The following is a 21,149-nucleotide window of genomic DNA, read 5'->3' on the forward strand; positions in this document are numbered from 1 at the left end:
CGTCCCTGGCACGCCCACGTGCATCTGTCGGCGACGCGCGAAAGTGAACCCCTGATCGACGGGTGAATCTGGACCCCTGTTTGAAGATCGTAGGGGTGTTGAGCATGGAGGACTGGGCGGAGATCCGTCGTCTTCATCGGGCTGAGGGGATGCCGATCAAGGCGATCGTCCGCAAGCTCGGGGTGGGTCGTAACACGGTGCGGCGGGCGTTGGCCGCTGAGGGGCCGCCGAGGTATCAGCGGCCGGCGAAGGGCTCGATCGTGGATGCGGTGGAGCCGCAAGTCAGGGCGTTGTTGCGGGAGTGGCCGACGATGCCGGCCACGGTGATCGCGGAACGGGTCGGCTGGACTCGGTCGTTGACCGTGCTGAAGGAGCGGGTTCGTCTGTTGCGGCCGTTGTTCACTTCGCCGGACCCGGCGCAGCGCACGGAGTACTTGCCGGGTGAGTTGGCGCAGTGTGATCTGTGGTTCCCGCCGACGGACGTGCCGTTGGGGTGGGGGCAGATCGGTCGTCCGCCGGTGTTGGTGATGGTGTGTGGCTACTCGCGGTGGCTGTCGGCGGTCATGATTCCGTCGCGGCAGGCACCGGATCTGTTGAGTGGCCAGTGGGCGCTGCTGGCCGGGTTGGGAGCGGCGCCTCGGGCGTTGGTGTGGGATAACGAGTCTGCGGTCGGGCAGTGGCGCGGCGGGCGGCCGCAGTTGACCGATGCGATGAACGGGTTCCGTGGCACCCTCGGGATTCGGGTGGTGCAGTGCCGGCCTGCGGATCCGGAGGCCAAGGGCCTGGTCGAGCGGGCCAACGGCTACCTGGAGACGTCGTTCCTGCCTGGTCGGATGTTCGCCGGTCCAGCGGACTTCAACGGCCAGCTCATGCAGTGGCTGGTTCGTGCGAACGGTCGTCGGCACCGCACCCTGGGATGCCGACCAGCTGACCGGATCGACGCTGATCGGGCGGGGATGGTGTCCCTGCCACCGGTGGCACCGGTGACCGGGTGGTGCCTGTCGACGCGGCTACCCCGAGATCATTACGTGCGGGTGGACGCCAACGACTACTCGGTGCACCCGGCGGTGGTGGGCCGACGTGTCGACGTCGTCGCTGACGCCGATCAGGTCACCGTGTCCTGCGACGGACGTCAGGTCGCTGCGCATGCCAGGTGCTGGGCTGCTGGGCAGACCATCACGGATCCGACGCACCGCACGGCGGCGGCGCAGCTGCGCCAAGCCCACCGGCTGGCCTGCGCGGCCCCGGTCGTCGCCGAGGTGCAACACCGGACCCTGACCGACTACGACCACGTCTTCGGCCTCGACGTCGAGGAGGTGGCCTGATGCCCGGCAAGACCAGCAGCCGCAACATCGCCTCCGAGATCGCGTTCCTCACCCGCGCGTTGAAAGCACCTTCCCTCGCCGCGTCGGTGGAACGGCTCGCCGAACGGGCCCGGACGGAGTCGTGGACGTTCGAGGAGTTCCTTGCCGCCTGCCTGCAACGCGAGGTCGCCGCCCGGGAAGCCCACGGCGGCGAAGGCCGCATCCGGACCGCCCGGTTCCCGGCCCGCAAGAGCCTGGAGGAGTTCGACTTCGACCACCAACGGTCCCTCAAACGGGAGACGATCGCGCATCTGGGCACCCTCGACTTCGTGGCCTCAAAGGAGAACGTGGTGTTCCTCGGCCCGCCCGGCACCGGCAAAACCCACCTGTCCATCGGCCTCGGGATCCGGGCCTGCCAGGCCGGACACCGCGTTGCGTTCGCCACCGCCGCGCAGTGGGTATCCCGCCTCGCCGATGCCCACCACGCCGGCCGCCTCCAGGACGAGCTGGTCAAACTCGGCCGGATCCCGCTGCTCATCGTCGACGAGGTCGGCTACATCCCGTTCGAAGCCGAAGCCGCGAACCTGTTCTTCCAACTCGTCTCCAACCGCTACGAACGCGCCAGCCTGATCGTCACCAGCAACAAACCCTTCGGCCGGTGGGGCGAGGTCTTCGGCGACGACGTCGTCGCCGCAGCGATGATCGACCGCCTCGTCCACCACGCCGAAGTCATCTCCATGAAGGGAGACAGCTACCGACTCAAAGACCGCGACCTCGGCCGCGTCCCAGCGGCCACCAAGACCGACAACTGAGTAAGGTCAAACACGGGCAAGGGGTCCAATTTCAGACGCCGCCACAGGGTCCGCTTTCCGGCGTCGCCGACACCGGGTGCAGATTCCCATTTGTCAAACGGCCGGAGGTAGCATTCGTTGGAGGTGGTGCAGTAGGTGAAGAATCCTGCATTGTTTCCGGCTTTGAAGCCGTACACGTGGTAATGATTTGGGCTTAGATCGTATCCAGCCTCGGCGTAGCAGAACGGAAACCGTTGCCCGGTCCCCAAATTTGAGAGCCAGAACTGGAAGTACTCACCGCTACCAAAGATGCTGTTCCAGGCACAGTCGACAGGGTTCACGACGTAGATCGCTTGCGCCGGTGCTGGCGTTGCGAAGATCAGAGAGACGCTGGCGACGGCGGCTGTGACCGCCATGAGCATTTTCCTCTTGAATCGCGTCCTGGATCGGGGCATTCTCGACTCCTCATGCTCCTTTAGACAATGGCCGTGACGCAAGCAAACTCCGCCGCCATACGTCAATGCAAGGTTTGCTGGGCGGCAGGTTTTCGCACCGGCGAACCTGCCGGTGGTTGGAGGGTGCGCGGCTCCGGGGGACACGCGGGGTCGCGCTCACTCCAGGGTCAGCTCGGCCAACTCCTCGAGAACCTCCGAGCGCGCCGCCGACAGCGTTTGTTCGCCGTACGCCGTGAGGGCGCCCTGGAAGCATTCACGCGCCCTGACGCCGTCCCCCGCCTCCCGCCATACTCTCCCTTCGCAGAGCGCGGCCTCGGCGAGGAGATCGGTCGAGCCGAGATTGCCGAAGACATTGCGGAGGCCAGCGAAGATCGCCGCGGCCTCCCGCCATCTCGCAAGGGCATGCAGGCAGTGGCCGATCTCCATCTCCGCCATCGCGATCCCCAGCCGTCCGATGTTGGGCGCGACGTCGTCCAACCGTTGCTCGGCATCGGCGATCAGCGCCCGATGTTCGGACAACGCGTCCGCGGCGCGACCGAGTACGCGAAGAATCATTCCTTGACGAAGACGTATCGGCCCCTGCATCTCCCAGAAGCTCGATTGACCGGATAGTGCGCGTGCCTGCTCGATGTGCCCCAACGCTGTAGCCGGTTCGCCGAGGAAGACCAGCGTTGTGCCGAGGTAGGCGTGTGCCCAGGCCTCCTCACGCCTGTCCTCCGCCTCGACGGCAACTGCCAGCGCACGCTGATGTGTACGTACCGAGCCCGCCAGGTCGGCAACGCACCGTCTCTGCGCCCACCCGGAGAAGTTGAGCAGTTGAGCTTCGGCGTGACGGTCCGCCAGCGCGTGGGCAGCGTCGACGCCAAGCTGGAAGATCTCGTGCCAGGGCAGCCTCGTCCACTTGTCGTCGGAGTACCAGTGCATGGCTTTGGCGAGGTCCACGACCTGGCGGTGCCAGCCACCGCGGGCGGCCGTACGCAGCGCGGTGACCCAGTTCGACTCCGCCCGAGCGAGCCATTCGCCAGCCTCGTCGGGTGAGGCGAACAGTTCGGAGGGCTCGCCGTTCGGAAAGAGCAGCAGCCCGGCGGCGGTCGCCTTGTCGAGCAGGTAGCCGAGCATGCGACGGAGCTGATTCTCGTGCTCCGCCGGTTCGTCCTCCGCCGTCCGCCGCTCGGCGGCGAAGATCCGGATGAGCTCGTGGAACTGGAATCTCTCGTCGGCGGTCGTCAGCAGCAGACTGGCGTCGACGAAGTCGTCGAGCTGCAGATGGGCCTCCGGTTCGGTCATCCCGGTGGCCACCTGTGCGAGTTCGACCCCGAAGTCGACGCCCGGCAACGCGGCCAGCCGCCGCAACGCGAGCCGCTCATCCGCGGCCAGCCGGCTGTACGACGAGTCGAACGCCGACCGTACCTGGACGTCACCCTCTGCCAGGAGGGTCAGCCGGGTGCCCTCATCCCGCAACTGCCGTACGAGTGCGGGCAGCGACAGGTTCGGCCGCGCGACCAGCTGGTTAGCCACGATTCGCACGGCCAGCGGCAAGAGGCCGCATAACGCGACCAGCTCCCCAGCTTCGTGCGGCTCTCGTCTCACCCGGCTCGGCCCGGCGATGGCGGCCAGCAGCTCGATCGCCGCCGCGCTGGTCAGCGGCTCCAGCAGCAGCCAGCGTACGGCCTCGAGGCCGGCCAGCACCCGGCGGCATGTGATCAGGGTAAGGCAACCTGGCGCACCCGCGAGCAATGGTCGGACCTGCGCCTCGTCCGCAGCGTTGTCCAGCAACACCAGGGTACGGCGCCGCGCGAGCACCGCGCGGTACAGACCCACCTGATCAACCTCGGACGGTGGGATGTCCGACGAGGAGACACCGGCTGCGCGCAGCAGACGGACCAGGGCGGTACGGACGGTGACCGGCTCCTCGTCCACCCCACGCAAATCGATCGCGAGATGCCCGTCCGTGAAGTCGGGCGCACGGTGTCGTGCGACGAAGGTGGCCAGGGCGGTCTTGCCCACGCCGGGCGACCCGACGATGGCGACCGTCGCACCCGGCACGGCGATGTCGCCCAGCAGTCCCAGTTCACGCTCGCGTCCGACCAGGGCAGCGGGCGACAGTGGAAGCTCGGACAGCGGTACCCCAGGCGGCGCAGTCGCCGGTCGGCCTCCGTTCCGGGCGACCCCAAGAAAGTGCTCGCGATCCTCATCGACCAGTCCCAACGCGGTCGCCAACATCTCGGCTGTCCGAGTCCGCGTCGACCGAACCCGCTGCTGCTCCAGGTCTCGCAAGGTACGGACGCTGATACCGGACGCTTCGGCCAGAGCGGCCTGACTCAGTCCGGCTGCCTGGCGTCGGCGTCGCAACAGTTCGCCGAAAGTGAGCCTATCCTTGGATGCTTGATTCCTGTCCATCGAACGGCAGAGCTCCATCCGGACGAGAAGAGTCAGTCGCGGCTTGCACGAGGGCGGTCGAGCAGGGCATCCCGCAGGACCTTGTTGACGTGCTGCCCCTCGATCTCCGTCAGCTGCTGACGTGCGAACGCCTTCAACAGGTCGTTGAACTGAAATATCCGCTGCATGGCGGGATCGGCACGCAGCAGCCCGGCATAGGCGAGTTCATCGAGATGCGCGCGGACCTCTCCGGTGGAGAGGTTGGTTGCGACGGCGGCGAGTTCGTCGCCGAACTCCACTTGGGGCAGGAGAGCGATACGCCGGAACACCATCTGCGCGGTGACCGACAACCGCCGGTACGATAGGTCGAACGTCGGCAGCGCTTGCAGATCACCGGCCCTCAGCGTCGAGAGCCGGCTCCGGTGGTCGCCCAGTCTCCGCACCATCGCGGCGATCGTCCAATTTGGCCGGGTGGCGAGTCGATTGCCGACGATCCGCAGGGCCAGCGGCAGGCCCCCGCACAACCGTGCCAGCGTCATCGCGGCTTCCGGCTCGGCGTCGACCCGGCCTGCACCCACGATGTGGGCCAGCAAGCACACCGACTCCGTTTCGATCAGCGGTCGCAACCACAGTCGGCGTACCGACTCCAGCCCAGCGAGGGTCGGCCGGCTGGTGATAAGTGTCGAGCAGTCGCGGCCCGCCACCAGCAATGGGCGGACCTGGTCTTCCGTGGCCGCGTCGTCCAACAGCACCAGCATCCGCCGTCCGTGGAGTAACGTCCTGGCCAGAATCGAGCGCTCCGCGACGGCCACCGGCATGCGGTCCGCAGACATCCCCAGCGCGGACAACAATCTGCCCAGCGCCTCGCTCGCCGCTATCGGTCGCTCATCGGTGCCGTGGAGGTCCACCGCCAGGCAGCCACCGGGAAACACCGGAGCCAGCCGGTGCGCAGCAGCCACGGCCACCGCCGTTTTACCCACTCCCGGATATCCGACGACGGCCACCAACCGGCCGGCCTCGACCCGTGTCCGCAACCACTCCAGCTCCGGCTCCCGTCCCACCCGGTCCACGATTCCCGGCGGCAGCGAACACGACGCCGTCTCGTCCCACCCCCGTGGTGTCCGCCGCCGACCTACCCTCGCCGCTATCAGAAACAGTTCCCGATTGCCACCTGCAAGCCCCAACGCGTCCGCCAGAACGTCCGCCGACCGCCGGTACGCCGCCCGGGCCCGGCCGCGCTCGAGGTCCCGCAGGGCCCGGGTGCTCATTCCCGACGCCTGCGCCAGTTGTGCCTGCGACATCCCGGCTGCGCGCCGATACTGCAACAACAAGGTCCCGAACGGCGATGGGCCTCCGACGGGCGTGTCCGCCGTCTCGCCGAGGGAAAGGACGTTGCCGTCGGATTCTGCGGCCATGGGGTGACTCTCTTACCACAGGTTCGCGGTCTGTGGACAGCGACGTGCACTCTCCGAAACACGGCCGCGCGCCGGACGCTGCGCCACGTGCCGCGACGTCCGTAGCGGTGACAGAGGTGCCCGCTCGTGTTCCTGTCTCACCGGGCGGCCCTGGCCCGCATGGTCATGCGCGTACGGCGCGTATGGCCGCATCGAAGATCTCGGTCGGGTCGCCCTGCCCACCCCGGCGGACCCAGACCTCGGTGGCGGTGTCCAGGCAGGCCAGGGCGCAGGAGACGATCGCGTGGGCGGCCGGGTCCGGGACCCCGCCGGGGGCGCGACCGAGTCGCCGCTCGACCTCGGGGACCAGCAGGTCGAGCCAGCCGAGCCGTTTCTCCAGGCGGCGGGCCCGCAGGGCGGGGGTGTGCAGGAACATCTCGGCGATCCGAAACACCCGCTCGGACGTGTTGGCGGGGTCGTCCGCAAGGACCTGGAGCGCGGCGCGCAGCGCCTCCCACGGCCCCTCCTCGGCGGGCCGGTCACGGAGCGCGGCTTGCACCGCGCGGCCGGCATTGAGCATATCGCCGAGGACGATGTCCTCCTTGGTGCCGGCATAGCGGAACAGTGACCGCGGCGAGATGCCGGCCTCGGCGGCGATCTGGTCAGTGGTGGTGGCGTCGAAGCCCTGATTCACGAAGAGCCGCATGGCGGCTTCGCTGATTTCCCGTTCGACCGCGCGCCGGTTCCGTTCTCGCAGGCTGCCTCGTTCCACCATGCAACAACCATACCGCTTCTGGCAGAACAAGCTAATCTGGCAGACCGTGCCAACTTGGCGTAGGGTGCCGGGCATGACTGCTCCGCAGCACCATAACCAGACCGTCCTGATCACCGGCGCCAGCTCCGGCATCGGCGCGGCGTTCGCCCGCCGGCTCGCCGCCCTCGGCTCCGACCTGGTCCTCACCGCCCGCCGCGCCGACCGGCTGACCGCACTCGCCACCGAACTGCGTACAGCGCACGCCGTCAAGGTCACACCGATCCCGCTCGACCTAAGCATCGAGGCGCCCGGCGCCGCACTCGCCACCGAACTGAACCGGCGCGGCATCGCACTCACCGCCCTCATCAACAACGCCGGGCACGGAAGCTGGGGCCGCTTCCACGACGACGACCCAGCACGACTACGCCACATGATCGCGGTCGACGTGGGCGCGGTCGCCGACCTCAGCCGCGCCTTCATCAACCCGCTGCGCGAACGCGGCACCGGCTACCTGCTCAACATCACCAGCGTGGCGGCCTACGCCCCGGTACCAAACCAGGCCGCCTACTCGGCCGCGAAAGCGTTCGTCCTCAGCCTCACCGAATCGCTCTGGGCCGAGTCACGCGGCAGCGGCCTACGCGTGCTCGCCTTCGCGCCCGGTGTCACCCGCACCGAATACTTCGACGTCGTCGGCACCACCGACGCCACCGGCGGGGCCGCCTTCCAGACACCCGAGCAGGTGGTCACCGCCGCCCTGCGCGTCCTCGGGCGCCGCAACCCACCGCCGAGCGCGATCTCCGGCTGCGGCAACCAGGCACTCGCCCTCGCCAGCAGGCTCGTCACCCGGCGCCTCACGGTCACCCTCGCCGCAACCAACACCCTACGAAACCGGCAATGACGAGAGCGGGGGCCGAGGGTGCGTGGCGTACACGAGGCGGTGCGAGAGGGCAAGCGTGACCGGGAAGTCTCGGGCACCGCGCAGGTTGGACTGGTAGTCCATGCCACCAACGATGATCAACAGCCGGGGGTTGACCGACAGGACCGCGTTGCCGCCCCGGATCGCCGCCGCCCGCCAATCGGTGAGCGGGTCGCCGTCGCCCCAGGTGGGGGCCAGACCCTGACTGGGATCGGGGCGGATCTCGTTACGTAGCTCCGCGCCGATCACATGCGGCCGGTGCCGGTAGCGGGCCACCATGAACTTGCAGTCTTCGGTCCACGCGGACTCCGGGTACTGCGGGGTGTGCCACAACCCGTCGCCGTGCGCCTCGTCGCAGCACCAGTTGCCGCGGCTGCGATGGTTGTTCGGGATCACCATGAGCCCGTGGCGGCCGAGTTCGTCGACCACCGCGTCAAAGATCGGCAGTGCTTTTGAGCCGTAGTCCCAGCCGCCCATGCGTCTCCCGTCAACTCCCCGGCCGCGAGCGCGTTGATTCTCGCGGCGCCCTGCTGTAGGCGGTCCTCGGCTGGCGGGGAGATTTCGGCCAGAACGTGTTGTGGGTGGTCGTGATCCTGGGGGTGCCGGTGCTCGCAGGATGAGTCAGCTCGTGGCGAGCAGGCACCGTACTGTCGGAGTCCGCCGCGCGGTGGCACAGCCCTGAGACCGGGGGCGGGCCAACCCACCGATCTTGTCATCGCCGCGAATCCGTCTCGGTAGTAGCCGGAGCGACATCGGGTCGCCGACTCGTCGGTGACTGCCTCCGGGGAATTTCCGTCGTCCTGCCCGTACGATGGTCGGTGGTGCTGGTTCGTCCCGGTCGTGAGGCCGGGGCGTCGTAAGAGGGAACCCGGTGCAAGACCGGGACTGCCCCGCAGCGGTGAGTGGGAACGACCGCCGTCAACAGAGCACTGGACCGACTCCGGTCTGGGAAGCGACGGCCAGTAGGCGACCATCCGTGGTCACGCCCGCGAGTCCGAAGACCTGCCCGCACCGCGCACACCGCCGGTGTGCGCCGTCGACGGCCTCTCGGGAGGGTCGGGCGGAAGCCGGTGCCGCACCGTGCCCAGCCTTCCCCCTTTTTCCGGGTGTCCGTCGGACGCTTCGAGGGAAGGACACCGTCAGGTGAACACCGCATTCGGGCAGAGCACCGTGCTCGGCTATCCGCGCATCGGCGCGAACCGGGAGCTGAAGAAGGCCGTCGAGGCCTACTGGGCCGGGAGGATCGACGCCGCCGCGCTCGAGGAGACGGCAGCGGGCCTGCGGGCCGAGGTGTGGCAGACGCTGCGCAACGCCCGGCTGGACGCGATCCCGTCCAACACGTTCTCCTACTACGACCACGTGCTGGACACCGCCGTCGCCGTCGGCGCGGTCCCGGACCGGTTCGCCCGGCTCGGCCTGTCCGAGCTGGACACCTATTTCGCGATGGCCCGGGGTGTGGACGCCGAGCCGGCGCTGGAACTGACCAAGTGGTTCGCCACCAACTACCACTACCTGGTGCCGGAAATCGACCCGGACACCACGTTCACGGCGAATCCCGCCAAGGCGCTACGCGAACACGCCGAGGCCGCCGCGCTGGGCATCAGCACCCGTCCGGTGCTGGTCGGTCCGGCCACGTTCCTGCTGCTGGCCAAGGGTGCCAACCCGTTCGCCCGGCTCGACGACCTGGTCGGCACCTACGCCGCGATCCTCGACGCCCTCGCCGAGGCCGGCGTCGCCTGGGTGCAACTGGACGAGCCCGGCTACGTCGCCGACCGCAGCCCGGCCGAGATCGACGCGCTGCGGCGGGCGTACACCCGGCTCGGCCAGATGAAACACCGTCCGCAGATCTTCGTCGCCAGCTACTTCGGTGAACTCGGCGACGCCCTGCCCGCACTGCTGGACACCCCGGTCGAGGCGATCGGCATCGACCTGGTCGCCGGGCCGGGCAACCTGGAACGACTCGCCGCCGCCGGACCGCTGCGGGGCAGGACGATCGTGGCCGGGCTGGTCGACGGCCATAACATCTGGCGTACGGACCTGCGCGCGGCCGTGGTCACCGGGGCGACCGTCGCCGGGCTGGCCGACCACGTCGCCGTCTCCTCGTCCTGCTCGCTGCTGCACGTGCCGGTCGACCTGTCCGTCGAGACCGACCTCGACCCCGACCTGCACGCCCGGCTCGCGTTCGCCCGGCAGAAGGTCGACGAGGTCGTCCTGCTCGGCCGGGCCCTCCGCGACGGCTCCGCACACCTGCCCGCACCACTACCAGCCGTCCCCGCAGCGTGGCGGCATGACGATGTCCGGACCCGGCTCGCCGCACTTCGACCGACCGACCGGCAACGGGGCGACTACGCCACCCGGGCCGAGCGTCAGCAGCAGCGGCTGAACCTGCCGGAACTGCCCACCACCACCATCGGCTCGTTCCCGCAGACCGCCGAACTGCGCAAGGCTCGTGCCGCACTCCGCACCGGCACTCTCGACGATGCCGGGTACGCCGAGCGGATGCGCGCCGAGATCGAGCACGTGATCCGGCTTCAGGAAAAACTGGGTCTGGACGTGCTCGTGCACGGCGAGCCGGAACGCAACGACATGGTGCAGTACTTCGGCGAGCAACTCGACGGGTTCGCCGCCACCGCGCACGGCTGGGTCCAGTCGTACGGCTCCCGCTGCGTCCGCCCGCCGATCATCTACGGCGACGTTGCCCGCAAGGCCCCGATGACCGTCGCCTGGTCGACGTATGCCCAGTCCCTGACGGGCAAACCCGTCAAGGGCATGCTCACCGGACCGGTCACCATCCTGGCCTGGTCCTTCGTCCGCACCGACCAGCCCCTCGCCGCCACCGCCGACCAGGTCGCCCTCGCCCTACGCGACGAGTGTCACGACCTGGAGGCCGCTGGCATCCGGGTGATCCAGGTCGACGAACCGGCGCTCCGGGAGACCCTGCCGCTGCGCACGGCAGATCAGCCGGCGTACCTGGACTGGGCTGTCGGTGCCTTCCGGCTGGCGACCAGCGGCGTCGCCGACGACACCCAGATCCACACCCACCTCTGCTACTCCGAGTTCGGCGAGGTGATCACCGCGATCGACGCCCTCGACGCCGACGTGACCAGCATCGAGGCGTCCCGCTCCAAGATGGAGGTCCTCGACGATCTCGCCGCGATCGGCTACCGCCGGGGCGTCGGCCCCGGGGTGTGGGACATCCACTCCCCCCGGGTGCCGCCGCACGACGAGGTCGTCGAATCGCTGCGCCGGGCCGTCGCGGCCGTACCCGCCCAGCGTCTGTGGGTCAACCCGGACTGCGGGCTGAAGACGCGTGGCTACTCCGAGGTCGAGGCGTCGCTGCGGCACCTGGTCGCAGCCGCCGCCGAGGTCCGCGGCAACTGACAACACCATGCCGGGCGGGCCCTCCGCAGCGCCCGCCCGGCCTGATCCTGGAGTGTCATGTGAACGTCGAAACGACTGCTTTCCGCGCCGCGATCGAGGCGGTCCGCGCCGTCGAGCCACGCATCGCCGACGCGATCGTCGAAGAACTGCACGACCAGCGCGAGTCGCTGAAGTTGATCGCCAGTGAGAACTACGCCTCACCAGCCGTGCTGCTGGCCATGGGTAACTGGCTGTCCGACAAGTACGCCGAGGGCACCGTCGGCCGCCGCTTCTATGCCGGCTGCCGCAACATCGACACCGTCGAGGCGGTCGCCGTCGAGCACGCCAAAGCCCTCTTCGACGCCCCCTACGCCTACGTTCAACCGCATTCCGGCATCGACGCCAACCTCGTCGCGTACTGGGCGGTCCTCGCCGACCGGGTCGAGGTGCCGTACCTGAAGAAGTTCGGGAAGCGTCAGGTCAACGACCTCAGCGATGCCGAGTGGGCCGAGTTGCGCACCGCGTCGGGTAACCAGCGGATGCTCGGCATGTCCCTCGACGCCGGTGGACACCTGACCCACGGCTTCCGACCCAACATCTCGGGGAAGATGTTCGACCAGCGCAGTTACGGCGTCGACCCGGCCACCGGCCAGATCGACTACCCGGCGCTGCGGGAGATCGCCCGCGAGTTCAAGCCGTTGGTCATCGTGGGCGGCTATTCGGCGTACCCGCGGAAGGTCAACTTCGCGACGCTGCGGGAGATCGCCGACGAGGTCGGCGCGACGTTCATGGTCGACATGGCGCACTTCGCCGGCCTGGTCGCCGGCAAGGTCTTCACCGGCGACTACGATCCTGTCCCGCACGCGCACATCGTCACCACCACCACACACAAGAGCCTGCGTGGCCCGCGCGGCGGTGCGGTCCTGGCCCAGCCGGAACTGGCCGACCAGGTCGACCGTGGTTGCCCGATGGTCCTCGGCGGTCCGCTCGGCCACGTCATGGCGGCCAAGGCGATCGCGTTCGCCGAGGCCCGCCGGCCCGAGTTCGCCACCTACGCCCGGCAGGTCGTCGCCAACAGCCAGGCGCTCGCCGAGGGACTGCTCCGGCGCGACGTGCGGTTGGTCAGCGGCGGCACCGACAACCACCTGGTGCTCATCGACGTACACCCGTTCGGACTCACCGGCCGGCAGGCCGAGCAGGCGCTGCTGGACAGCGGCGTGGTCACCAACCGCAACGCCATCCCGCAGGACCCGAACGGCGCCTGGTACACCTCCGGCATCCGGATCGGGACCCCGGCTCTGACCAGCCGCGGCCTCGGCGTAGCCGAGATGGACCAGGTCGCCGACCTGATCCACACCGTACTGACCGGCACCGTTCCGGACGGGAGTTCCAAGGCCAGGTACCATCTCGACCCGGCTCTCGCCGACCGGGTGAGCAAGCAGGCCGCGGAGATCCTCGCCCCGTACCCGCTCTACCCCGCCGTCGACCTCGGCTGATGCTCGTGGTGCGGGTGGCCCCGACCGGGTCACCCGCACCAGGACGCAACCATCTTCCTCAGGACAGCCGGATCGGGGTCACGGCGGGGAGATCGAGGGTGCCTGGCCGGATCCGAAGCGCCAGCCTTCGACGGTGCCCTGGGCGGGGTTGTAGCTGGTGGCGCCGAGGGTGCTGTAGGACCAGGTGCCGCCGGGTGTGGCGTGCCAGTAGGACCAGTAGGCGCTGGCCGGCGGTGTGTTGACGCACGGTTCGGCGACCGGTGTCGGTCGTCCATTGATGCGGCAGATGAACGCGAGTCCCCAGCGTTGGGTGCCGGTGACGGTGTATCCGGCACCTTGCAGGGCGGCCAGGCCGGTGGGTGGGTCGCCGAGGTAGCAGGCGGTCTGGACGCCGAGCCCGAACGCGGTGAAGTCGACGACGACGGTGACCCCCGTGCCGGGGCCACAGGCGGCGGCGTGCGCCGGGCGGGGCGTCGGGTCGGCGGCGACCAGTCCGGCCGTGACGACGACGATGGCGATCAGCGCGGCGATGTGACGGCGGATCGGAATGTGCATCGGTGTACCTCCCGTGGTGGTCATCGGTGCGGACACGCCAGGGTCGGGGCGGCCGGGTGGGAGCCGGCGGCGGACAGGGTGGCGAAGCCGACACCCGCCAGCCCAGGGACGGTTTGAGCGGTGGCGCGGTTGGCGGTGGCGGGGTCGAGTCCGCCGTCGGTGTAGGCGATCGCGCCCCGGTCCGCTGCGGGTGCGGTGCAGGTTTGCTGGAGGCTGGTCAGGTACTGACGGGCGTGCAGCCAAGGTACGGCCCGGCCGGCAGCGGCGAGCGCCTGGGCGGCCAGTCCGGTGCTGTTGGCGTTGGCCACCCCGTCCGCAGCGAACGACCCGTCGTCGCCCTGCACGGATACGACCCATCGGGCCGCCGCGTGGGCGGCGAGGGGGCGATCGGCGGACAGTAGTGCCTGGATCGCCAGCGCGGTGGCGTCCACGTCGCTGACGCAGGTCGGCTGGGCGAACTGGAGGGGAAAGCCGCCGTCGGGGCAGTGGCTGCCGGCCAGGAAGGAAATCGCCGCCGTCGGTGCTCCACCGGCCCGGTCGAGTGCCAGCACAGCAAAGGATTGGCTGAACATGTTGCTGAAGTCGCCGAACGCGGACCGGTCGGTAAACCTGCCGCCGGGTGCCATCAGACCGTTGAGCCGAGCGATCAGGTCGACGCCGCCGAACGCGGCCGGGTTCAGGCCGCGAACCTGCGCGCCGAGGGCGAGTTTGGCGGTCGCTCCGACATAGGCTTCGGTGCCGTCGCCGATGTAGCCGCCGGTGACCGCCGGTTGCGCCAACCAGGTGGTGGCGTTGGTGGCGTTCGTGTCGGCGACTTTCGCGGCGGCGAAGGCGAAGATCGCGTCGAGGGTGAGTCCCTGGTCCGGGTAGGCGACGCCGTCGAAGACGACCTCGAACCGCTCACCGTCGACCATCTGACGTGCGAGCCATCCCGCGGCGGCGTCGACACGGTTGAGCGTGGGCTGTGCGGCGGCGGGTCGGGCGACGAGCGTGGACAGGGTGAGAGCGACGAGTATGCCGGCGAGCAGGGTGCGGGTGCGGTGCCGGAGGAGGACGGCCATCTATCGAGGCCTTTCCGGCCGACGGTCGACGCGACCCGGAACGTCCCGGGCGGCTCCGACCCGTGGGCCACGACGGGTGAAGGAACCTTGCGGTGCGTCGGTGGGTGTTCGGGCTCACGGCGAATGTTCGCCGCCTACCGTTGCGGGCCAGCGCCGGCTTGTTACCGGACTTCCCCCATTGACGCACAGACATGACGATGTTGCAGTCAGTGTGTCCATCCTGGCTCGTGCCGTCAACCACCGGGCCGACACCGACAGGATTGACACGAGTCGCGGGACGTCCCACCGCCGCGAAGTCGGGAGCGACCTCCGCCGCCCAACCTGCGGCTGCGGGTCGACCCGTCCCGTACCCGAACGGTCGCACCGTGTTCCGGCAGGCAAAAGGTGATCTCACAGCTGTCTGCCGCCGAGGTACTGCTTCCGACGGTCGAGGCCGTAGAATACGAGCCGGTGCTGGTACGCCCTGGCCCTCACCGGCCCGGACGTCGTAAGAGGGAACCCGGTGCGACTCCGGGGACTGCCCCGCAGCGGTGAGTGGGAACGACCGCCGTCACACGCACTGGACGACGTCAGGCGTCTGGGAAGCGACGGCCACTAGGCGACCGGTCCGTTCGGTCATGCCCACGAGTCCGAAGACCTGCCCGCATCGCGTGCGCGACACCCCGCACGCCGCCGTCGGTCCCGTGGGAGGACCAAGGCGAGGCTGGTCGAACCACCGAGCCTGCCGCCGCCCCCTCCGCGACGACCTCGCAAGGAGGATGGTGAGCAGATGCCCTCGTCGCCGCCTGACACGCCCGTCTCCGCAAGTGGATTCGCCGCGGCATGGCATGCCGCGGCAGGACGCGAACGGGACGAATTCCATCTCCCGGACGAGGATTCGCTGCGGACGCTGGCGTCACACATCGGCCCCGGGGAGAGTGTTCTCGACATCGCGGCAGGATCGTTCGCGGTGGTGGCGGCCATGGCCGGAGCGCATGTCACGGTGATCGACCCCGCCCCGGAACGGCTTGCCCGGGTGGCGGACGAGGCCGCCCGACTCGCCGTCACCGTCGATCCGGTACTCGCTAATTGGCCACAGGTGGCGGTCGCGCATCACGACGTGGTGGTGAGCGTCGGAACGCTGCGCCAGCACCGCGATCTGCCGGCGGCACTGCGCGCGATGGTGCTGCACGCCGACCGGCTGGTCCTCTGCGCCGACGACCCCGGTATGCCCGCACCGCACGAAGAGGTGATGGCGGCCCTCACCGGCGAGCCGCTGCTCCGGCGACCGCCACGTCACCTGCTGATCGCGGGAGTGCTGGCCGAGCTCGGCCTGACAGCGGACGTTCGGATAGTGACCGGCGTGCACACCGTCACCGCGCCGCACCGCGCCGAGCTGGCCCGGCGGCTGGCCGGTGGGCCGCTGCCGCAACGGACCGGCGAGCGGCTGTTGGATCTGCTCGCGCCGATGCTCAGCCGGACGTCGACGGAAGGCTGGCGCTATCGCTGTCCGCGTCGGACGGGCCTGGTGGTGTGTCCGGTGTGAGCGCCGCGCCGGCGGGCCGGGCGAAGCTGTCAAGCAGTCGCTCGGCGGCCAGCGCCGGAGTGAGGGTACCGTCGACGACCTGCCGCTCCACCTCAGGCGCGAGTGCCCGCACCGCCGGGTGCGTGTGCAGCCGGTCGAGCACCTCGGTGCGGACCATTGCCCAGACCCAGCCAATCTGCTGGCGGCGACGCCGCTCGGCCAGAGCGCCGGAGGCGGCGAGGGTGTCCTGGTGGCGACGGACCTGTTGCCACACCTCGTCCAGTCCAGTCTCCTCCGTGGCGCTACAGGTGACTACCGGTGGTATCCAGTTTCCGTCGACGGGGTGCAGGAAGCGCAACGCCCCGGCGAGTTCACGGGCCGCACGGCGGGCGTCGACCGCGTGCGGCCCGTCGGCCTTGTTCACCGCGATGATGTCGGCGAGCTCGAGTACGCCCTTCTTGATTCCTTGCAACTGGTCGCCGGTGCGGGCAAGGGTGAGCAGAAGGAACGAATCGACCATGTCCGCGACCGCGAACTCGGACTGGCCAACGCCGACGGTCTCGACCAGCACCACGTCGTAGCCGGCGGCCTCGACCACCACGATCGCCTCCCGGGTGGCCCTGGCCACGCCGCCCAGGGTGCCGGCGGCCGGTGACGGCCGGACGAACGCGGCCGGGTCGACGGCGAGCCGGGTCATCCGGGTCTTGTCGCCGAGGATGCTGCCGCCGGTCCGGTGGGACGACGGATCGACCGCGAGCACCGCGACCCGGTGGCCCTCGGCGGTCAACCGACTGCCGAGAGCGTCGATGAAGGTGGACTTACCGACCCCGGGCACGCCGGTGATCCCGATTCGCCGGGCGCCTCCGGACGCCGGGGTGAGAGCCACCAACAGCCGTTGCGCCGCCACCCGGTGATCGGGTCGAGTTGATTCGACCAATGTGATGGCTCGGGCGATCCAGGCCACTGACCCGCTACGCACACCGGCCACGTACGCCGCCACGTCGGGGGTCCGACGCCCCGCGTCGCTCATAGCGGCGGATGCCCGAGTTGCTGTCCCAGCTTGCCGAGCAGATCCAGGGCCGCGTCGGCGACGACGGTGCCCGGCGGGAAGATCGCCGCCGCGCCCGCCTCACGCAGCGCGTCGAAGTCCTGCGGCGGGATCACCCCACCGACGATAATCATGATGTCGTCGCGGTCAAGGGCGGCCAGTTCGTCACGCAGTGCCGGCACCAGGGTCAGGTGTCCGGCGGCCAGGCTGGAGACGCCGATGATGTGCACGTCGGCCTCGACCGCCTGCCGGGCCACCTCGGCCGGAGTCTGGAACAGCGGGCCCACGTCGACGTCGAAGCCGAGGTCGGCGAACGCGGTGGCGATCACCTTCTGGCCGCGGTCGTGGCCGTCCTGGCCCATCTTGGCCACCAGGATTCGGGGTTGGCGTCCCTCTGCCGAGGCGAAGGTGGCGGTCGCGGCACGGACCCGCCCGATCGCGAACCCGGTTCCTGCCTCGTCCCGGTACACCCCGGAAATGGTACGGATCTGCGCGGCGTGCCGGCCGTACACCTTCTCCAGCGCGTCGGAGATCTCCCCGACGGTGGCCTTCGCCCGCGCCGCGTCGACCGCCAGCCCGAGCAGGTTGCCGTCCAGGCCGGACCCGCGGCTACCGTCGAGCGCGGCGCCGGCGGCCCGGGTGAGCGCGTCCAGCGCCGCGACGCAGCCGGCCTCGTCCCGGTCGGCGCGCAGCCGGCGCAGCTTCTCGACCTGCTGCGCGCGGACCGCCCGGTTGTCGACCTTGAGCACGTCGATCGGCTCGTCGGCGGCCGGGCGGTACTTGTTGACCCCGATCACCGGCTGCCGCCCGGAGTCGATCCGCGCCTGGGTGCGGGCGGCAGCCTCCTCGATGCGTAGCTTCGGGATCCCCTCGTCGATCGCGCGGGCCATCCCGCCAGCCGCTTCGACCTCCGCGATGTGTTGCCAGGCCCGGTTGGCGAGGTCATGGGTGAGCCTTTCGACGTACGCGCTGCCACCCCACGGGTCGATCACCCGGGTGGTGCCCGACTCCTGTTGCAGCACCAGTTGAGTGTTGCGGGCGATCCGGGCCGAGAAGTCCGTCGGCAGTGCCAACGCCTCGTCGAGGGCGTTGGTGTGCAGCGACTGGGTGTGTCCCTGGGTCGCGGCCATCGCCTCCACGCAGGTCCGGATCACGTTGTTGAAGACGTCCTGGGCGGTCAACGACCAGCCGGAGGTCTGGCAGTGGGCGCGCAGACTCGACGACTTCGGATTCGTCGGCCCGAAGTCGCGCACCAGTCGGGCCCAGAGCAGCCGCGCCGCCCTCAGCTTGGCGACCTCCATGAAGAAGTTCATGCCGATCGCCCAGAAGAACGACAGTCGGGGCGCGAACGCGTCGATGTCCAGCCCGGCGTCGCGTCCCGCACGCAGGTACTCGACCCCGTCGGCGAGGGTGTAGGCCAGTTCCAGGTCGGCGGTGGCCCCGGCCTCCTGGATGTGGTAGCCCGAGATGGAGATGGAGTTGTACCGGGGCATCCGCGCCGAGGTGTAGGCGAAGATGTCGGAGATGATCCGCATCGACGGGCGCGGTGGGTAGATGTAGGTGTTGCGGACCATGAACTCCTTGAGGATGTCGTTCTGGATGGTGCCGGACAGCCGCTCCGGACCCACCCCCTGCTCCTCGGCCGCGACGATGAACAGGGCCAGCACCGGCAGCACCGCGCCGTTCATCGTCATCGACACGCTCATCCGGTCCAGCGGGATGCCGTCGAAGAGCTGCCGCATGTCGTAGATCGAGTCGATCGCCACCCCGGCCATCCCCACGTCGCCGGCGACCCGGGGGTGGTCGGAGTCGTAACCCCGGTGGGTCGGCAGGTCGAACGCCACCGACAGCCCCTTCTGACCGGCCGCGAGGTTGCGCCGGTAGAACGCGTTGGACTCCTCCGCCGTGGAAAAGCCCGCGTACTGGCGGATCGTCCACGGCTGGGTGGTGTACATCGTCGGGTACGGGCCGCGCAGGAAGGGCGCGATACCCGGATAGGTGTCGAGGAAATCAAGTCCGGCAAGGTCGGCGGCGGTGTACAGCGGAGCGACGGCGATACCTTCCGGAGTCTGCCAAGTGAGCGCGTCGGGCTCACCACCGGTCTGCGCGCGTACCAGTTCCCGCCACCGGTCGAGATCGGGATCGGAGGCGGGTGGATCGCCGAGCGCGATGCCCGAGAAATCGGGAATGTGGGCAACCATCACGCCACCCCCAGGTCGTCCAGGGTCGTCGCCAGCACCCGCACCGCGTCGCATCCGGCATAGAGGTAGTCGTCGACGCCCGGATGGTCGGCGGGCCGGCCGGCCAACCACACCCGCGTTGCGCCTGCGGCGGACAACGCCTGTGCTACCGGGCCGGCGGTCTCGGCGTAGGTGCGGTCGGAGGAGCACAGGCAGGCGACCCGCGCACCGCTCGCGGTGAACTCGGCGGCGAGCCTGGCCGGTTCGTCGGCTCCGACCGGCGGACGGACGGTGCCGATCCCGCCGGCCGCGAAAAGGTTCGCGGCGAAACCGGCCCGGGCGTTGTGCACCGCCATCGGGCCGAGGGTGGCGAGGAACACCACCGGTCGGGAGCCGTCGGCCGCGGTGTGTGTGTCGGCACGGTCACGCAGTGCCTCGAACACCTCCGCGTACCGGTGTCCGGGCAGGCCACCACCGGGCGCGGGTGGTGCCGGCGGGCGGACCGGTAGCCGCTCCTCCAGGAACGGGAACTCGCTGACTCCGGTGAGCGGATCCCGACGGTGAGCCAGGTTGTCGCCACGGCGCGCCCAGGTCTCGGCGAGCCGATCGGCCACCAGGCCGCTGTCCAGCGCCTTGCCCATGCCGCCGGCACGTTCGATCTCGGTGAACCAGGCCCACGCCGTCCGCGCCAGGTCCTCGGTGTACCGCTCGACGTACCAGGAACCGCCGGCTGGGTCGACGACCCGGCTCAGGCTCGCTTCCTCGATCAACAACGCCTGGGTGTTGCGGGCGATTCGCCGGGCGAATCCGTCCGGCAGGCCGAGACAGTGGTCGAACGGCTGCACCGTCACCGCGTCGGCTCCGCCGACCCCGGCGGCGAAGCACGCCAGCGTGGTTCGCAGGATGTTGACCCACGGATCGCGGGAGGTCATCATCGCCGAGGACGTCACCGCGTGCTGGCGCTGCGCGCCCGCTTCCGGTGCCCGGCACACCTGCGCGACCCGCGCCCAGGTCCGCCGGGCGGCGCGCAGCTTCGCGATGGTGCCGAACTGGTCGGCTGTCGCCGCGAACCGGAACTCGATCAGGCCGAGGGCCGCCTCGACCGACAACCCGGCGTCGGTCAGCTCACGCAGGTAGGCGACACCGGTGGCCAGGGCGCACCCCAACTCCTGCGCGTCGGAACCGCCCGCGTCGTGGTGGACGGTCGCGTCGACCGTCATCGTGCCAAGGCCCGGATACTCGGTCACACAGCGGTACGCCCACTCGCCGATCGGGCCGTCCCACGGCCGGCCGGTCCGCGCGCGCCAGCCGAGCGGGTCCACCCCGAGACTGCCGCGTACCGCCGCCGCTGGCACGTCACGTTCGGCCAGTAGGGCGAACCAGGCCGGCACCGCCTCGACCGCGGCCGTCCCGGCGTCGAGCACCACCCCGGCGAGATCGAGATAGACCCCGTCGAGTGCGGCCGGCAGGCCTGCCACCGGCAGACCTCCCTCGCCCAGCACCAGCCACAGCGAGGTGACGCCGTTCTCCAGGTCGCCGAGCACGGCCGCTGCGGTGACCTTCGGATCCGGGTCGGCGTGCCGCTGCCGCACGTCCCAACCGGCCGGAACCGCCCCGGCGGCCCGCCCTCCCCTGGTGTACGGGAACAGCCCGGGTGGGCCCGGCAGCGGCGTCGCACCGTCCGCGGTGTACAGCGGGGCGACGGTCACCTCGTCGTACCCCCGCCAGGCCAGCATCGCCTCCACCGCCTCGGCCGGCATGTCCTCGTCGACCCGACCGATCTTGCGCAACACCCCCAGCGCCAGTTCCCGCCACTGCTCGGCGGTGGCGGTCGGAAAATCGGCGGCGAGACGTGGCTCCGCTGACGGCACCATCATGCTCGCATCGTAGAGGAACCGCAGGTCATCGTCGGTATCTGCCAGTGCCGGCGACTGCCACCACGAAAGAACGAA

Annotated in this window: 15 protein-coding genes and 3 riboswitches; of the genes, 6 read left to right on the top strand and 9 right to left on the bottom strand. The window is 69.8% G+C overall.

Features of this window, described 5'->3' with window-relative positions; all coding sequences use genetic code 11:
- Nucleotides 1-95 precede the first annotated feature (95 nt).
- Both istA and istB read left to right on the top strand, forming a co-directional pair.
- Nucleotides 96-1,325, top strand: a complete 1,230-nt coding sequence (gene istA / locus ACN28A_RS33895; protein WP_421404788.1) for an IS21 family transposase — start codon at nucleotides 96-98, stop codon at nucleotides 1,323-1,325.
- Entirely contained in the window at nucleotides 1,325-2,116 is a 792-nt protein-coding gene (istB, locus tag ACN28A_RS33900; protein ID WP_421402420.1) for an IS21-like element helper ATPase IstB, read from the top strand. Before istA ends, istB begins: the two co-directional genes overlap by 1 nt.
- Nucleotides 2,117-2,706: 590 nt before the next feature.
- On the opposite strand, the gene ACN28A_RS33905 is transcribed toward istB, so the two are convergent.
- The 3 genes from ACN28A_RS33905 to ACN28A_RS33915 form a co-directional block, all read right to left on the bottom strand.
- Nucleotides 2,707-4,968, bottom strand: coding sequence for a helix-turn-helix domain-containing protein (locus tag ACN28A_RS33905; RefSeq protein ID WP_421402469.1), 2,262 nt, complete (start codon nucleotides 4,966-4,968; stop codon nucleotides 2,707-2,709).
- A 14-nt stretch (nucleotides 4,969-4,982) separates the two neighbouring features.
- Complete coding sequence (locus tag ACN28A_RS33910) at nucleotides 4,983-6,344, bottom strand: NB-ARC domain-containing protein (RefSeq protein ID WP_421402471.1); 1,362 nt, start codon at nucleotides 6,342-6,344, stop codon at nucleotides 4,983-4,985.
- Between the two features lie 163 nt (nucleotides 6,345-6,507).
- A complete protein-coding gene (locus ACN28A_RS33915) occupies nucleotides 6,508-7,173 on the bottom strand; it encodes a TetR family transcriptional regulator (protein WP_421402473.1) in 666 nt (221 codons plus the stop codon).
- On the opposite strand from ACN28A_RS33915, the gene ACN28A_RS33920 reads away from it, so the two are divergent.
- Nucleotides 7,172-7,975, top strand: coding sequence for an SDR family NAD(P)-dependent oxidoreductase (locus tag ACN28A_RS33920; RefSeq protein WP_421402475.1), 804 nt, complete (start codon nucleotides 7,172-7,174; stop codon nucleotides 7,973-7,975). The genes ACN28A_RS33915 and ACN28A_RS33920 overlap by 2 nt on opposite strands.
- Here the strand turns inward: ACN28A_RS33920 and ACN28A_RS33925 are convergent.
- On the bottom strand, nucleotides 7,958-8,470 hold the full coding sequence (locus tag ACN28A_RS33925) for a glycoside hydrolase family 5 protein (RefSeq protein ID WP_421402477.1): 513 nt from the start codon (nucleotides 8,468-8,470) through the stop codon (nucleotides 7,958-7,960). The genes ACN28A_RS33920 and ACN28A_RS33925 overlap by 18 nt on opposite strands.
- Nucleotides 8,471-8,801: 331 nt before the next feature.
- Nucleotides 8,802-9,017, top strand: a riboswitch (cobalamin riboswitch).
- A gap of 119 nt (nucleotides 9,018-9,136) precedes the next feature.
- On the opposite strand from ACN28A_RS33925, the gene metE reads away from it, so the two are divergent.
- Nucleotides 9,137-11,374, top strand: a complete 2,238-nt coding sequence (gene metE / locus ACN28A_RS33930) for a 5-methyltetrahydropteroyltriglutamate--homocysteine S-methyltransferase (protein ID WP_421402479.1) — start codon at nucleotides 9,137-9,139, stop codon at nucleotides 11,372-11,374.
- Between the two features lie 59 nt (nucleotides 11,375-11,433).
- Nucleotides 11,434-12,849 carry a glycine hydroxymethyltransferase gene (locus ACN28A_RS33935; RefSeq protein ID WP_421402480.1) on the top strand — a complete coding sequence of 472 codons (1,416 nt, stop codon included), beginning with the start codon at nucleotides 11,434-11,436 and terminating at the stop codon, nucleotides 12,847-12,849.
- A 78-nt stretch (nucleotides 12,850-12,927) separates the two neighbouring features.
- On the opposite strand, the gene ACN28A_RS33940 is transcribed toward ACN28A_RS33935, so the two are convergent.
- Entirely contained in the window at nucleotides 12,928-13,404 is a 477-nt protein-coding gene (locus ACN28A_RS33940) for a hypothetical protein (RefSeq protein ID WP_421402482.1), read from the bottom strand.
- 20 nt (nucleotides 13,405-13,424) lie between these two features.
- The gene (locus ACN28A_RS33945) at nucleotides 13,425-14,465 is read right to left on the bottom strand and encodes a peptidase (protein WP_421402484.1); all 1,041 of its coding nucleotides are present in this window, start codon (nucleotides 14,463-14,465) and stop codon (nucleotides 13,425-13,427) included.
- Between the two features lie 82 nt (nucleotides 14,466-14,547).
- Nucleotides 14,548-14,671: riboswitch (cobalamin riboswitch) on the bottom strand.
- Nucleotides 14,672-14,902: 231 nt separating this feature from the next.
- A riboswitch (cobalamin riboswitch) is annotated at nucleotides 14,903-15,124 on the top strand.
- Nucleotides 15,125-15,426: 302 nt separating this feature from the next.
- Between ACN28A_RS33945 and ACN28A_RS33950 the strand changes: the two genes are divergently transcribed.
- A complete protein-coding gene (locus ACN28A_RS33950; protein ID WP_421402486.1) occupies nucleotides 15,427-15,990 on the top strand; it encodes a hypothetical protein in 564 nt (187 codons plus the stop codon).
- Here the strand turns inward: ACN28A_RS33950 and meaB are convergent.
- The 3 genes from meaB to ACN28A_RS33965 are packed head-to-tail and all read right to left on the bottom strand — an operon-like array spanning nucleotide 15,917 to nucleotide 21,074.
- The gene (gene meaB, locus ACN28A_RS33955; protein WP_421402488.1) at nucleotides 15,917-16,999 is read right to left on the bottom strand and encodes a methylmalonyl Co-A mutase-associated GTPase MeaB; all 1,083 of its coding nucleotides are present in this window, start codon (nucleotides 16,997-16,999) and stop codon (nucleotides 15,917-15,919) included. The genes ACN28A_RS33950 and meaB overlap by 74 nt on opposite strands.
- Complete coding sequence (scpA, locus tag ACN28A_RS33960) at nucleotides 16,996-19,218, bottom strand: methylmalonyl-CoA mutase (protein ID WP_421402490.1); 2,223 nt, start codon at nucleotides 19,216-19,218, stop codon at nucleotides 16,996-16,998. Before scpA ends, meaB begins: the two co-directional genes overlap by 4 nt.
- Entirely contained in the window at nucleotides 19,218-21,074 is a 1,857-nt protein-coding gene (locus ACN28A_RS33965) for a methylmalonyl-CoA mutase subunit beta (RefSeq protein WP_421402492.1), read from the bottom strand. Before ACN28A_RS33965 ends, scpA begins: the two co-directional genes overlap by 1 nt.
- Nucleotides 21,075-21,149: the final 75 nt, after the last annotated feature.

The sequence above is a fragment of the Plantactinospora sp. WMMB782 genome, from assembly GCF_049179135.1.
Lineage (GTDB): Bacteria > Actinomycetota > Actinomycetes > Mycobacteriales > Micromonosporaceae > Plantactinospora.

Bases quoted from the DNA above. Each gene is read 5' to 3' on its own strand.
- istB (WP_421402420.1), top strand. From the start codon at position 1,325: ATGCCCGGCAAGACCAGCAGCCGCAACATCGCCTCCGAGATCGCGTTC.
- ACN28A_RS33905 (WP_421402469.1), bottom strand. From the start codon at position 4,968: ATGGAGCTCTGCCGTTCGATGGACAGGAATCAAGCATCCAAGGATAGG.
- ACN28A_RS33910 (WP_421402471.1), bottom strand. From the start codon at position 6,344: ATGGCCGCAGAATCCGACGGCAACGTCCTTTCCCTCGGCGAGACGGCG.
- ACN28A_RS33920 (WP_421402475.1), top strand. From the start codon at position 7,172: ATGACTGCTCCGCAGCACCATAACCAGACCGTCCTGATCACCGGCGCC.
- ACN28A_RS33915 (WP_421402473.1), bottom strand. From the start codon at position 7,173: ATGCCCGGCACCCTACGCCAAGTTGGCACGGTCTGCCAGATTAGCTTG.
- ACN28A_RS33925 (WP_421402477.1), bottom strand. From the start codon at position 8,470: ATGGGCGGCTGGGACTACGGCTCAAAAGCACTGCCGATCTTTGACGCG.
- ACN28A_RS33940 (WP_421402482.1), bottom strand. From the start codon at position 13,404: ATGCACATTCCGATCCGCCGTCACATCGCCGCGCTGATCGCCATCGTC.
- ACN28A_RS33945 (WP_421402484.1), bottom strand. From the start codon at position 14,465: ATGGCCGTCCTCCTCCGGCACCGCACCCGCACCCTGCTCGCCGGCATA.
- ACN28A_RS33950 (WP_421402486.1), top strand. From the start codon at position 15,427: ATGGCCGGAGCGCATGTCACGGTGATCGACCCCGCCCCGGAACGGCTT.
- meaB (WP_421402488.1), bottom strand. From the start codon at position 16,999: ATGAGCGACGCGGGGCGTCGGACCCCCGACGTGGCGGCGTACGTGGCC.
- scpA (WP_421402490.1), bottom strand. From the start codon at position 19,218: ATGGTTGCCCACATTCCCGATTTCTCGGGCATCGCGCTCGGCGATCCA.
- ACN28A_RS33965 (WP_421402492.1), bottom strand. From the start codon at position 21,074: ATGATGGTGCCGTCAGCGGAGCCACGTCTCGCCGCCGATTTTCCGACC.